This window comes from Micromonospora sp. CPM1 (genome assembly GCF_023896895.1).
Lineage (GTDB): Bacteria > Actinomycetota > Actinomycetes > Mycobacteriales > Micromonosporaceae > Micromonospora > Micromonospora tulbaghiae.
This window is the reverse complement of sequence record NZ_JAMHIU010000016.1, coordinates 131,821-144,505: the sequence shown is the minus strand read 5'-3', so window position 1 is coordinate 144,505 and position 12,685 is coordinate 131,821. Positions and strand designations below refer to the sequence as shown.

The 12,685-nt window shown below is 73.7% G+C and carries 12 protein-coding genes; 3 read left to right on the top strand and 9 right to left on the bottom strand.

Annotated elements, in window-relative coordinates; translation table 11 throughout:
- Positions 1 to 98 precede the first annotated feature (98 nt).
- Positions 99 to 1,028: a type IV toxin-antitoxin system AbiEi family antitoxin domain-containing protein gene (locus M8C11_RS20745; RefSeq protein ID WP_252452163.1), complete on the top strand. Its 930-nt coding sequence runs from the start codon at positions 99 to 101 to the stop codon at positions 1,026 to 1,028.
- Positions 1,029 to 1,118: 90 nt separating this feature from the next.
- Positions 1,119 to 2,366 (top strand): phosphoribosylamine--glycine ligase, encoded by a 1,248-nt coding sequence (purD, locus tag M8C11_RS20740; RefSeq protein ID WP_252452160.1) that lies wholly within the window; start codon positions 1,119 to 1,121, stop codon positions 2,364 to 2,366.
- On the opposite strand, the gene M8C11_RS20735 is transcribed toward purD, so the two are convergent.
- The 4 genes from M8C11_RS20735 to M8C11_RS20720 form a co-directional block, all read right to left on the bottom strand.
- Complete coding sequence (locus M8C11_RS20735; RefSeq protein WP_252452157.1) at positions 2,350 to 3,861, bottom strand: N,N-dimethylformamidase beta subunit family domain-containing protein; 1,512 nt, start codon at positions 3,859 to 3,861, stop codon at positions 2,350 to 2,352. The two genes, purD and M8C11_RS20735, sit on opposite strands and share 17 nt — an antisense overlap.
- 77 nt (positions 3,862 to 3,938) lie before the next feature.
- A complete protein-coding gene (locus tag M8C11_RS20730; RefSeq protein ID WP_252452154.1) occupies positions 3,939 to 5,504 on the bottom strand; it encodes an AMP-binding protein in 1,566 nt (521 codons plus the stop codon).
- A 167-nt stretch (positions 5,505 to 5,671) separates the two neighbouring features.
- A complete protein-coding gene (locus tag M8C11_RS20725) occupies positions 5,672 to 6,886 on the bottom strand; it encodes an acyl-CoA dehydrogenase family protein (protein ID WP_252452152.1) in 1,215 nt (404 codons plus the stop codon).
- A gap of 1 nt (position 6,887) precedes the next feature.
- On the bottom strand, positions 6,888 to 7,340 hold the full coding sequence (locus M8C11_RS20720; RefSeq protein ID WP_120572351.1) for an SCP2 sterol-binding domain-containing protein: 453 nt from the start codon (positions 7,338 to 7,340) through the stop codon (positions 6,888 to 6,890).
- A 79-nt stretch (positions 7,341 to 7,419) separates the two neighbouring features.
- Here M8C11_RS20720 and M8C11_RS20715 point away from each other — a divergent pair, with 79 nt between their 5' ends.
- On the top strand, positions 7,420 to 8,058 hold the full coding sequence (locus M8C11_RS20715; RefSeq protein WP_175438589.1) for a TetR/AcrR family transcriptional regulator: 639 nt from the start codon (positions 7,420 to 7,422) through the stop codon (positions 8,056 to 8,058).
- A 6-nt stretch (positions 8,059 to 8,064) separates the two neighbouring features.
- Here M8C11_RS20715 and M8C11_RS20710 read toward each other — a convergent pair whose 3' ends face one another.
- Genes M8C11_RS20710 through M8C11_RS20690 form a run of 5 tightly spaced genes read right to left on the bottom strand, consistent with a single transcriptional unit; the run spans position 8,065 to position 12,629 of the window.
- Positions 8,065 to 8,682 carry a DedA family protein gene (locus M8C11_RS20710; protein WP_252452149.1) on the bottom strand — a complete coding sequence of 206 codons (618 nt, stop codon included), beginning with the start codon at positions 8,680 to 8,682 and terminating at the stop codon, positions 8,065 to 8,067.
- Between the two features lie 24 nt (positions 8,683 to 8,706).
- Positions 8,707 to 9,966, bottom strand: coding sequence for an adenylosuccinate synthetase (locus tag M8C11_RS20705; RefSeq protein WP_252452146.1), 1,260 nt, complete (start codon positions 9,964 to 9,966; stop codon positions 8,707 to 8,709).
- A complete protein-coding gene (locus M8C11_RS20700; RefSeq protein ID WP_030273387.1) occupies positions 9,963 to 10,922 on the bottom strand; it encodes a hypothetical protein in 960 nt (319 codons plus the stop codon). Before M8C11_RS20700 ends, M8C11_RS20705 begins: the two co-directional genes overlap by 4 nt.
- 10 nt (positions 10,923 to 10,932) lie before the next feature.
- Positions 10,933 to 11,874 (bottom strand): serine/threonine protein kinase, encoded by a 942-nt coding sequence (locus M8C11_RS20695; RefSeq protein ID WP_252452143.1) that lies wholly within the window; start codon positions 11,872 to 11,874, stop codon positions 10,933 to 10,935.
- Positions 11,871 to 12,629 carry an NUDIX domain-containing protein gene (locus tag M8C11_RS20690; RefSeq protein WP_205775951.1) on the bottom strand — a complete coding sequence of 253 codons (759 nt, stop codon included), beginning with the start codon at positions 12,627 to 12,629 and terminating at the stop codon, positions 11,871 to 11,873. The genes M8C11_RS20695 and M8C11_RS20690 overlap by 4 nt, the downstream gene beginning before the upstream one ends.
- Between the last annotated feature and the right edge of the window lie 56 nt (positions 12,630 to 12,685).

Sequence of the window (12,685 nt, the reverse complement as noted above, 5' to 3'; positions counted from 1 at the left end):
GGGCAGTCTGGGGGCGGGGAGGGGCGGGTTGTCAACAGGGTGGGGTGGGTTGTCCACAGGGGCTTCGCGCGGGTGGGGTGCGCGGGGACGCTCGGTGGGTGGAACGGGCTTGGGTGATCCGGCAGATCGCGAGTGACCAGGGTGGCGTCGTCACCCGTGCGCAGGCACTCCGGGCCGGCTACAGCCGGCACGAGATCGACAACCTCCTGACCTCGCGTCGGTGGCGACGGCTGGCTCGCGCGACCTACGCCGTCGACCGCCCCGGGCCCGACGGCTCGGAGCGGCGTCGTCAGATCCGGGCGGCGGTCCTGTCGCTGGGCCCGCAGGCGCACGCGGTTCTCGGCACGGCCGCCGAGCTGCACGGGATCGCGGGGCTGCCGAGAACTGGTGCGATTCACGTCGCAGTCCCGGGTCGTGCGGCCCGGCCGACCCGCGTCAAGGACCCCGCCGTGGCGTTGCACCAGTTCGAGCATCCCGAGCAGGCGCTGACGACTGTCGACGGCATTCCGGTGACGGCTCCCACGCACACGCTCGCGGAACTCGTCCTCCGGGTGCCCCGCTACCACGCGGTGGCCCTGCTCGACTCGGCGCTCAACCAGGGAATGATCACCGAGGACGAGTTCGGCGTCATCCCCGCCCTGATCGCGGGCCGGAGGGGTGTGGTGAACGCGCGTCGCCACCTGGCCGAGGCGAACGGCGCCGCCCAGTCGCCGCTGGAGACGCGTACCCGGTTGCGGTGTGTCGACGGCGGCGTTCCGCCGGACGCGCTCCAGATCGAGGTGCGTGACACCGACGGTTACCTGCTCGGGATCGGCGACATGGGCTGGCGGGCCGCCCGGGTGATCGCCGAGGCGGACGGCAGGGATCCGCACTCCACGCCCGACGCGCTCTTCGACGACCGGCAGCGGCAGAACCGCCTGACCAACGCCGGCTGGACCGTCCTGCGATTCACCTGGCCCGACACCCTCCGCCCCGACTACATCCCCCAGGTCGTCCGCGCGGCGCTGGCCGCGACGACCAAGCGTTGACCATGAAGTTGACGGCGATGTCGATCTCAAATCCTGCCGTCAACTTCATGATCGACGGGGTGGGGTGGGGTGGTCAGTAGGATGCCGGTCGTGCGCGTACTTCTTGTGGGTGGTGGTGGGCGGGAGCACGCTCTCGCGCTCGGACTCGCCGGGGATCCGGCCGTCGAGGCGCTGTTCGCGGCTCCGGGGAATCCGGGGATCGCGGCGGTGGCGCAGCTGCGGGAGGTGACACCCACCGACCCGGCAGCCGTGGCGGCCCTCGCCGTCGAGGTCGCGGCCGACCTGGTGGTCATCGGGCCGGAGGCGCCGCTGGTGGCGGGCGTCGCCGACGCGGTACGCGCCAAGGGCATCGCGGTGTTCGGCCCGAGCGCGGAGGCGGCCCGGCTGGAGGGCTCCAAGACGTTCGCGAAGGACGTGATGACCGCCGCGGCGGTGCCGACCGCCCGTGCGTACACCTGCGAGGACGCGGCTGCGGTGGCGCGCGCGCTCGACGAGTTCGGCGCGCCGTACGTGGTGAAGGACGACGGGCTCGCCGCCGGCAAGGGTGTGGTGGTCACCGACGACCGGGCCGAGGCCGAGCGGCACGCCGCGGAGTGCGGCCGGGTGGTGATCGAGGAGTACCTGTCCGGCCCCGAGGTCTCCCTGTTCGTGGTCACCGACGGCGAGGCGGCCGTGCCGCTGCTGCCCGCGCAGGACTTCAAGCGGATCGGTGACGGCGACACCGGGCCGAACACCGGCGGGATGGGCGCGTACACGCCGCTGCCGTGGGCCCCGCCCGGCCTGGTGGACGACGTGATGCGCGATGTGGTGCACCCGACGCTGGCGGAGCTGCGCCGCCGGGGCACCCCGTTCGCCGGCCTGCTCTACGTGGGCCTGGCGATCACCCCGTCCGGCCCGCGCGTGATCGAGTTCAACGCGCGCTTCGGCGACCCGGAGACGCAGGTCGTGCTCGCCCTGCTGGAGACGCCGCTGGGCGGGCTGCTGCACGCCGCCGCCACCGGCACGCTGGGCGCGCACCCGCCGCTGCGCTGGCGCGACGGCGCGGCGGTGACAGTCGTGGTGGCGGCCGAGGGCTACCCGGCGGGCCCGCGTACCGGTGACGTGATCACCGGCGCGGACCGCGCCGGGATCATCCACGCCGGCACCCGCCGGGCCGCCGACGGCACGTTGCGGTCCGCCGGCGGCCGGGTCCTCTGCGGTACGGCGACCGGGCCGGACCTGGCCGCCGCGCGCGACGCCGCCTACGAGCTGGTACGCGAGGTCGAGCTGGCCGGTTCCCACCACCGCACCGACATCGCTTCGGCGGCGGTGGACGGCCGGGTCACGATCCCGGGCTGACCGAGCCGGGGCGGCGGCCGGCCATCCGGTTGAGCACGTTCGCCGTGGCCCGCTCGATGCGCGGGTCACGGTGCCCCTGACGGTCCAGTGCCAGGGTCCAGCCGAGCGTGCCGCTGGCGAAGACCACAGCGCCGCGTGCCGTCTCGTGGACGTGGCTGTTCTGGACCCGCCGCCCGCCCTGCTGGGCCGGGTACGGCGACGAGCTGAGCGTGGTCCCGGAGGGGCGGGCGAGGGCGGCGTGCACCCCGTCCGCCTCGCCCGCGACCACCCCCGGGATGCGGTCGCCGTCGGCGACGCCGGTGCCGGCCCACACCCAGTGGTCGGCGGCGCGCACCACGAGCGGCTGCGGGGTCAGCACGATGCCGTTGTACTGCACGCCGAGCAGCGCCTGTTCCGGCTGGTCGAGGCTACGCCAGGTCAACGTCGGGTCGCTGCCGTCGGCACCCCGGCTGGGGTCGGTCTTGGCGCACTCGACGACCCGCTCGGGGCGGCCGTCGGCGGCGGGGTGGATGCGGGCGTGCCAGTAGACGCTGTTAGCGCCGAGGAACGCCAGGCTGGTGCCCCCGGCCAGCCCGACCTCGGTGGCCCGGCGCATCTCGGCCGACCAGTACTCGTCGTGCCCGCAGAAGACCAGGCCCCGGTACCGGGCCGGATCGAGCCGGCCGGAGTGCAGGTCGAAGCTGGTGGCGTAGCTGACGTCGTACAGGTTGCGTTCCAGCCACCGGATCGCGGCCTCGTCGCGGTCGAAGTGGAAGGGCCGGCCGGCACCGGAGTAGGGGCGGTCGAACGTGACAGCGCGGGCCCGCAGCTCGGGGTCGCGCCGCCCGTCGGGCCGGTAGCCGCCGTACAGGCTCTTGCCGACCCGCCGGTCGCGCGGCCACTGGTTGTACGCCTGCCAGGTGGTCATCGGCAGCACCACGCACAGCGCGGCCGGGCGCCGGTCGTCGCGCACCACGAACGGCGTGCAGGCCCGCCAGCCGTCGGCCGAGGTGAAGACCGCCTGGTAGACGCCGGAGGGCCAGCCGTGCGGGACGGACAGCCGCCAGGACACCGGCCACCGGCAGTCGAGCACGCCGGTGTCCGGGTCGGCGATCGGCACCGGATGCGGCTCGCCGTGCAGCTCGGGGCTGGTCAGCATCGTGCGGGCACCCGCGCCGCCGTACCAGCCGAGGCGGTGCACGCTGATCCGGAACCGTCCGGCCGGGTTGACCGCGACGTGGAACTCGATCTCCTCGCCGGGGGCGACGCTCGTCGTCGAGGCGTACCCCTGGATCTGGCGCCGCCGGTCGTCGGCGGCCCGGCCGTCGTCTTCCGGCCACCACGGCTCACCGAGGGCGCGGTTCTCCCGCTCGACCGGCGAGACCGGCGGGATCGGCAACCGGTTGGGTGAGTCGCCGGGCCGGCCGCCGAAGACCGGGTCGAGCGGGCCGAGGGCGGCGGCGGACGCGCCGCCGACGAGGAGGCCGAGCGCGGTACGCCGCCGAAATCGGTCCATTGTGGTACACCCCGTCTCCCCGTTCGATCGGGGGAGACGGTAGCACCGGGAGGTCCGCGCTGTCTGACCGATGTGGATCAGTCGAAGTAGCGGCGCAGCTCCCGGCTGAGCACCTTGCCGGTGGCGTTGCGCGGCAGGTACTTGACGAACACCACGTCGCGGGGCACGGAGAAGCGGGCCAGGTAGCGCCGGACGTACTCGCGGACCGCCTCCGGGTCGAGCGTCTCGCCGGTGCGCAGCGCCAGGAACGCGGCCAGCCGCTGGCCGTAGTCGGGGTCCGGTACGCCGATCACGGCGACCTCGCGGACCTGCGGCAGCCGGGCGATCAGGTCCTCCACCTCGGACGGGAAGACGTTCTCGCCACCGGAAACGATCATGTCGTCGGCGCGGCCGTCGACGAAGAGAAGGCCGTCGGCGTTGAGCCGGCCCAGGTCGCCGGTGTCCAGCAGGCCGTCGCGGCTCTCCCGGCCGGCGCCCGAGGTGTAGCCCTCGAACAGCATCTCGTTGCCCACGAAGATCCGCCCGACCTCACCGTCGCGGACCGGCCGGCCGTTCTCGTCGAGGATGGCCAGCCGGGTGCCGTGCGGCGGCCGGCCGGCAGTGGTGGGCGCGGCGCGCAGCTCACGTGGGCCGGCGATGGAGGCCCAGGAGACCTCGGTCGAGCCGTACAGGTTGTAGAGCACGTCGCCGTAGCGGTCCATGAAGGCGACGGCCAGGTTGCCGGGCAGCGCGGATCCGCTGACCGCGACCACCTTGAGCGGCGGCAGGGGCTGCGGCGGCGCCACCTCCATCAGCCGTTGCAGCATCACCGGTACGGCGAACATCGCGTCGCACCGCTGGTCGACGAGCGCGGCGAGCGTGGCGGCCGGGTCGAAGCGCCGGTGCAGCACGACGGTGGCGCGCAGCGCGAACGAGACCTGGAGCGCGGCGTACCCCCAGGTGTGGAAGATCGGCGCGGCGATCATCACGGTGTTCTTCGCGTGCAGCGGGATACGGTCGATGATGGACACCAGCGGGCCGAAGCCGTGCGGGGTGGGCCGGCGGGCACCCTTGGGCGCGCCGGTGGTGCCGGAGGTGAGCACTATGGTGCGCCCGTCGCGCTCCGGGGGCTGGAGCTTCTCGCCGGGGACCGCGGCGGCGATCAGCTCCTCCTGCCGCCGCTCGTCGACCCGGTGCAGCTCGGCCGGGAGGCCGAGGACGCGCTCGGTGAACTCGCCGTCGTGCACGAGGGCGCGCATGCCCTGTTCCTCGGCCACCGTCACCAGTTGCGCGGCGGACAGCCCGGTGTTGACCAGGACGGCGTCCGCGCCGAGCAGCATCGCGGCCACTATCGCCTCGATCAGGCCGTGGTGGTTGCGGCAGAGCACACCCACCCGGTCGCCGGTCTGCACGCCGAGGTGGGACCGCAGCGACCGGGCCAGCCGCTCGGAGCGGTCGAGCAGTTCCTGGTACGTCATGGTGGCGCCCTGCTCGTCGACGACGGCGATGCGGCCGGGGTCGCGGGCGGCGGCCTGGCGCAGCTCCCCGGCGAGGCTCCAGCCCCACCGGCGCAGCGCGTTGAGCTGGGAGACCACGCGGATCGGTCCGCCCGGGGTGAGCAGTCCACGTCGGGTCAGCGTGGCGGCGATGAACGGCAGGTCCAAGGCGCAACTCCTTCGCGTTCGTGGTTCGTCGACCAGGCTCCGGACGGTCGGCCGTCCGGTTCGGCATGATCTTGTGCCCGATCGCGGTTCGGGTCGGCCCGGGAGCGGCGGCCCGGCCCGCGACGGCGCGAGGCGTCGTCACGGGTCGGGCCGCGGCCCGCCGGCGGTCAGCGGATCTGCATCCCGGAGATGGCCCGGGAGATGACCAGCCGCTGGATCTCGGAGGTGCCCTCGAAGATGGTGTAGATCTTGGCGTCGCGGTACCACCGCTCGACCGGGTGGTCGCGCAGGAAGCCGGCGCCGCCGAGGAGCTGGACCGCCTTGTCGGTCACCGAGACGGCCACCTCACCGGCCTTCAGCTTGGACATCGAGCCCTCGCCGGCGGTGAACGGCCGGTTGTTGCGGCCCATCCAGGAGGCGCGCCAGACCAGCAGCCGGGCCGCGTCGATCTCCATCTTCATGTCGGCGAGCGCGAACGCGACCGCCTGGTTGGAGATGATCGGCCGTCCGAACTGGACCCGCTCCTTGGCGTAGTCCAGGGCGTACTCGTAGGCGGCGCGGGCCACGCCGAGCGCCTGCGCGCCGACCGTCGGGCGGGACAGCTCGAACGTCCGCATCGCCGCCTGGCCGGAGGCGCGCTGCCCGGACCGGGCGCGGGCCAGGCGCTCGTCGAGTGCGTCCTTGCCGCCGAGCAGGCAGCGGCCGGGCACCCGGACGTCGTCGAGGAAGACGTCGGCGGTGTGCGAGGCCCGCAGCCCGAGCTTGCGCAGCTTGCGGGTGGCGGTCAGACCGGGCGTGCCCGGGGGTACGACGAACGCGGCCTGCCCGCGCGAGCCCAGTTCGGGCTCGATCGAGGCGGTGACCACGTGCACCCCGGCGATGCCGCCGTTGGTGGCGTACGCCTTCTGCCCGTTGAGCACCCACTCGTCGGTGGCCTCGTCGTAGACGGCGCGGGTACGCATCGAGCCGACGTCGGAGCCGGCTTCCGGCTCGCTCGTGCAGAACGCGGCGACGGCCGGGGAGTCGACGTCGCCGAAGCACTGCGGCACCCACTCGACGAGCTGGTCGGGGGTGCCGGCGCCGTAGATCGCGGCGACCGCGAGGGAGGTGCCGAAGATGCTCAGGCCGATGCCGGCGTCACCCCAGAAGAGTTCCTCGCTGGCGATCGGCAGGGAGAGGCCGGTGGGGTCGGCCCAGCAGGTGGCGAGGAACTCGAACCCGTACAGGCCGACCTTCGCGGCCTCCTGGATGATCGGCCAGGGAGTCTCCTCCCGGGCGTCCCACTCGGCCGCGGCCGGGCGCACGACCTCGGCTGCGAAGCCGTGCACCCAGTCGCGAAGGTCCCGCTGTTCCTCGTTCAGGTCTAGCGAGAACTCGGTCATGTCAGGCCTTGGGGATGTCGAACAGGTTGGCGATGTTGGCGGCCAGACCCAGGTCGCCCTTGGCCTTCAGCTTGCCGGTCATGAACATCATCACCGGGTTGGCGCCACCGGAGACGATCTTCAGGAACTCGACCGGGCCCATGGTGAGGCTCAGCTTCGGGTCGCGGGTCGCGGTCTCCGAGGCGGTGCAGGTGCCGTTCTCGATGACGATCTCGTAGGTGTCGGTGCCACCGTCCGGGCGGCCGGTGATGTTCCAGTGGATGACCGCGTTGGTGGAGCCGGCGCGGTCGGCGCGGAACAGCGCGGGCATCCGGTTGAAGACCTCGCTGAGGATCTTGCCGCGCGCCTCGCCCGACATGATCTCGGCGATCTTGGCGTCCGGCGTGGTCTTGACCAGCTGCGCGAACTCCTTCGGGCCCACGTTCGCGAAGTTGGCCGGGTCGAAGTCAGTCATTGGGGAATGCACCTCTCGGGCGGAGCCGACTTTGGTTACTCTGGCGTAACCTTACGCACGGGTAGGTATGCTCGCAAGAGTGTCCAGCACGCCGACCTTCAAGCGCCTCCCACGGGCCGTACGCGAGCAGCAGATGCTCGACGCGGCGGTGAAGGTGTTCTCCCGCCGCGGCTTCCACGCCGCCAGCATGGACGAGATCGCCGACGACGCCGGCATCTCCAAGCCGATGGTCTACGCCTATCTCGGCACCAAGGAGGAACTCTTCATCGCCTGCCTGCACCGGGAGAGCACCCGGATGATGGAGGCGATCGCCGGCGCCGCCGCCCCCGACCTGCCCGCCGACGAACGGCTCTGGCGCGGGCTGCGCGCGTTCTTCGGCTTCGTCGGCGCGCACCGGGACGGCTGGGCGGTGCTCTACCGGCAGGCCCGCGGCTCCCAGCCGTTCGCCGCCGAGCTCGCCGCCATGCGGGGCCGGCTGGTCGAGGTGGTCGCCGGGATGCTCGACCACGCGCTGCGCGCCTCCGGCCGCGAGGTCGGCGCCACCGACCTGGAGGTGGTCTCGTACGCGCTCGTCGGCGCCAGCGAGTCGCTCGCCGACTGGCTCGCCGACCACCCGGAGGCCGACGCCGGCAAGACCGCGACCCGGATGATGAACGTGGCCTGGCTCGGCGCCGACCAGTTGCTGCGCGGCGTGAGCTGGCATCCGCCGGTGGCGTGACGCCGGTCAGCGGCGGCCGGCGGCCCGCCGGCGGGCCCGCCGACGGCCCCAGCGGACGGCCTCGAACAGGCCGGTGACGGCCAGCGAGATGGCGACGCCGGCGAGCAGCCCGGACAGCGGGTTGTGCTCGAACGCCAGGCCGCCGAAGTAGCCGAGCAGCCCGCAGTAGATCCCCCAGGTGGTACACGCCAGGCCGTCGTAGAGCAGGAACGTGCGCGCCGGGTAGCGGACCGCACCCATGGTCAGCGTGACGGCGGTCCGGCCGCCGGGGACGTACCGGGCGGTGGTCAGGATCATCCCGCCGCGCCTGTCGACCGCCCGGCGGGCCCACTCCGAGCTGGCCCGCCGCCTGCTGTCCGCCGGGAACCGGGCCAGCCGGTGCGCGCCGCCGCCACGCCCGATCGCGTACGAGATGTGGTCGCCGAGGAGCGCGCCGAACGCGGCGGTCACGATCACGAGCACCAGGTTCGGCTCGCCGCCCGCCGCGAAGACGCCGGCCGTGATCACCACCGTCTCGCCCGGTACCGCCGGGAAGAACGCGTCGACCGCGGTGACCGCGATGATCAGCAGATACACCCACGGAGACGTCACCGTGTGGTGCAGCAGGTCGAGCACGTCCCCCATGCACCCATGCTCTGTGGTGCGGTGTCAGGCAGGGGCGCTTCTCAGGCAAAAGGCGTCGAGCAGGGGCCCTTCCTTCGCCTCGGCCGTGGGGCCGCGCGAGGTGAGCACCACGGGCGCCCCCAGCGCCTCCGAGACGGCGGCCGGCCAGTCGTCCGGCGCCTCGTCCAGCACCGGCCGGGCGCGCAGCAGCCGCCGGGTGAGCGCGGCCTGCCGGTCCAGGTCACCGGCCGGGCCGGGGACGAGCCGGTCGGTGTCCTCGTACCGGCGGCAGATCCGCAGCTCCGGACCGGCCAGGTCGAGGTGGGTGAGCGCCAGCCCGTCCACGCCGCCCGCCACCTCCAGCGCGTACCGGTGGGCGACCGCGTCGAAGTGCCCGAACCGGAACCGGCCCTGCCAGCGATTCGCCGAGTTGTGCCGGTCGGTGAACGGCAGCGACGCGTCCTCGGTGACCAGCGGCCCGGGACCGTGCCGAGTGGTGGTCGTCCGCAGCACGCCGAGCCGCTGCGCGGTCCCGGCCATGCCCGCCTCGGCGAGCAGCGTCTCGGCGTTGGCGAACGTCGTGGTGCTCCACGTCGTGTACGGGTGGAAGCCGTGCCACTCGTCCAGCAGCACCCCCTGCGCGCCCTCGAACACGCAGGTGCCCTCGCGCAGCGCGCCCGCGAGCCAGGTCCGGTCGACGATCGCCACCCGGCGCGCGAAGGCCGCGTACGCGGGCAGGCAGTCCTCCACCGGCGGCGCGTCCAGTGGTCCCAGCTCGGCGGTGAGCCGGTCGCGCAGCGCGGTCAGCCGCCGGCGAAGCACCGCCGGGCGGCGGCAGTCCGCCACCCGGGGTGCCTCGTCGGGGTGGGCGAGGCCGTACGCGACCGCCTCGCCCACCCCGAGCCCGCAGGAGCCGTGCCGGTCGGCTCCCCGGGCGATCTCCCGGGCGCGGTTGGCGGCCCGGTGGTACGGGGTGGCGAGCAGCGCCTCCCCGTCCACTGTCAGACGGTCGAGTGCGTCGGGCACGCCGACCGACGCGAGGTGGTCGGCCTCGGCGGCCAGCGCCAGCGGGTCCACCACCACGTGCCGCGCCAGGTGCGTCCGTACGCCCGGACGGAACGTCCCGGCGCCGAACTGCGCGAACGTGTGGTGCCTCCCGTCGCGCAGGACGACGTTGTGCGCCGCCTGCGCGCCCCCGTTGAACCGGACCACCGTGTGGACCTGCCGGGTGGCGCAGAGCAGGTCCACCACGGTGCCCTTGCCGGCGTCGCCGTAGCCGAGGTCGACCACCATCACGTGGTTCACAGCCGGGTGACCCCGCTTCCGCCGCCGGCCGGGCTGAACGGCAGCGTCGCCACCGCGCGCCGGCCGGAGCCGAGCCGGGCCAGCGCCTTCGACACCGTCCGGGTGGCGGTGGAGCCGGCCCGGTCCAGGTCGCGCAGCCCGGCGTCCAGGTCGATGGCCTGCTCGCCGAGGCCGACGGTGAGCGCGATCGTCTCGCAGACCGCGTCCAGGTCGTCCAGCTCGACCGCGTTCTGCCCGAGCAGACCGCGCCAGAAGTCGAGCACCTTGCGGTTGCCCGCGTAGTGGCTGCCGGCGGGCAGCAGGTAGTAGGTGTCCCAGCGCGCGGTCACCTCGTCCACGATCTGCCGGACCGGCACGTCCTCGCGCAGGTCGTCGCCGATCAGCCGGGTCACCTCCGCGGTCTTCACCGCCGGGTACGCCAGCTCGTCGCCGATGATGAACAGGTAGCCGCGCCGGCCGCGCTTGTCCCAGCTGTCGGTGGCCGTGTGCCGGGCCATGAAGTACAGCGCCAGCTCGTACGACTCCATCATCTGGCCGCCACCGCCGCCCTCCAGCACGATCCGGCCGAGGTCGTCGTCCATCCGGTTGTCGGACTCGAACTGCCCGACCTGCAACGGCACCCGGTCGCAGGTGGCGTCGCCGATGGCGCCGAACATGACCTGCGGATCCTTCGCGTACCCCTGGCGCAGCAGCAGGCCCAGCAGCTGCGGCAGCTTGCTCTGCAGCACCCGGGGCACGTGCCCCATCGAGCCGGTGACGTCGAACAGCACGGCGATCGGCGTCGACTGCGGGTGCTCGGCGGAGTCGCGGCTCTCCCGCAGCGCGTCGCGCGGGTCGAGCGCCGGGTGCACCTTCCGCGCGCCGCTGTCGCTGTACGAGAACGCGCTCTTGCCGGTGCGGCGCCGGTAACGGTCGGCGGCGTCGTACACGTCGGTGGACCAGATTCCACTGCCCATGGCAGCCTCCCTACGGGTTGAGGGTGAAGGGTCGGAAGGTGCGTGGCCCGTACAGCCGGTGCAGCACCTCGTCCAGTTCGCGCAGCAGCCGCCAGGCGTCGTCCGGCCGGGTGGCGAGCGCGGTGCCCCGGCAGCCGTCGGCGAAGGCGCGCAGCTCGCGCGGCGCGCGGTCGCCCATCAGCCAGGTCATGCAGCGGGCGGCCATCGCGATGTCGGTGCCCGGGCCGCACTGCCGCTTCGCGGCGACCTCCGGCGGATACCAGTCCTCGTGGCCGGGCACCAGCGCCGGCACGAGCCCGCCCGGCTCGGCCGAGAAGCACCAGTCGACGAGCACCACGCCGTGCGCGTCCGGCTCGATCAGCACGTGCCGGGGCAGCACCGCGCCGTGCACCACGCCGGCCCGGTGGGCCAGGCCGAGCGCCACCAGCAGCCGCCGCCACATCCAGGCCGCGTCGCGCGGGTCCAGCCCGTCCGGGTACGCGCGACGCACGTCGTCCAGACTGTGCAGTCCGGGTACGGTCACCAGCTCGTTGACCTGCCGTTGCACGCCGGTCGACGGGTCACGCGCCGGGTAGGAGTCGACGAGCCGGGGCACGTACGCGAGGTGCCGGGCGTCGCCGTGCTCGGCGATCCGGCGCAACGCGCGCGCCTCGCGGGCCATCAGGTCGTTGTCGCCCGGGTGCCGGGCCACCTTGAGCAGCCGCCCGTCCCCGTGGTCGTGCAGGTCGGCGACGTCGCCCGCGTACATCGGGGCGGGGGTGCGCCACCGGGTGGTGACGGTGACGAGAGCGTCGGCGGCGGCGGCGCGTACCCCCGGGTCGGCCGCGCCCAGCCGGTCGGGGTGCAGCGCGCCGACCAGCTCGCGGTAGCGGCGGGCCGGCTCCTGCGTGCCGAACAGGTCGGCGTCGGTGCGCGCGGTGGTGACCAGCCGGATCGCCTCCTCGGTCCTCACCGCACCGTCTCCTCCCGGGCGGGGCGCAGCAGCGCCGGGTGCAGCAGCCGGGCGTCTCCGGCGCGGTAGAGCTTGGCCCGGGGGCCGCCGCGCGCGCCGCCGCGTTCGGTGCTGGCGCCGGTGCTCTCCACGAAGCCGGGCACCGAGAGCACCTTGCGGTGGAAGTTGCCGGCGTGCAGCGGGTGGCCCCAGACCGTCTCGTAGACCTCCCGCAGCTCGGTGATCGTGAACTCGGGGGCGAGGAACCGGGTGGCCAGCGGCGTGTACTCCAGCTTGGAGCGGGCGCGCTCCAGGCCGTCGTCGATGATCCGGCCGTGGTCGAAGGCGAGCTGCCGGCTGGTGAGCGCGGTGACCGGCAGCCAGATCGCCTCGTCGGCGTCGGTGTCGGCGACCGGGTCGGGCAGGTCGGGGGCGAACGCCAGGTGCGCGACCGAGACCACCCGCATGCGCGGGTCGCGGTCGGGCGCGCCGTAGCTGCCGAGCTGTTCGAGGTGCACCCGGCGCAGCCGCTCGCCGCCGAGGCCGGTCTCCTCGGCCAGCTCGCGCCGGGCGCCCGCGGCCAGGTCCTCGTCCGGCTGGACGAAGCCGCCGGGCAGCGCCCAGTGCCCCGCGTAGGGCGGCGCGCCGCGCCGGATCAGCAGCAGGTGCAGCGCGCCCTCGCGGATGGTCAGCGCGACCACGTCGACGGTGACCGCGACCGCCGGGTAGTCCCGGGGGTCGTACCCGGCGAGGAAGTCCTGCTCGTTCACGGTCACTCACTCTCTCAGGTTGAGAACAACTCAATCTGAGAACAACTTAGCGCCGAAAAGAG

Excerpts from the sequence above, each read along its gene's own strand:
- M8C11_RS20735 (WP_252452157.1), bottom strand. The coding sequence starts at position 3,861 with ATGGACCGATTTCGGCGGCGTACCGCGCTCGGCCTCCTCGTCGGCGGC.
- M8C11_RS20725 (WP_252452152.1), bottom strand. The coding sequence starts at position 6,886 with ATGACCGAGTTCTCGCTAGACCTGAACGAGGAACAGCGGGACCTTCGC.
- M8C11_RS20720 (WP_120572351.1), bottom strand. The coding sequence starts at position 7,340 with ATGACTGACTTCGACCCGGCCAACTTCGCGAACGTGGGCCCGAAGGAG.
- M8C11_RS20710 (WP_252452149.1), bottom strand. The coding sequence starts at position 8,682 with ATGGGGGACGTGCTCGACCTGCTGCACCACACGGTGACGTCTCCGTGG.
- M8C11_RS20700 (WP_030273387.1), bottom strand. The coding sequence starts at position 10,922 with ATGGGCAGTGGAATCTGGTCCACCGACGTGTACGACGCCGCCGACCGT.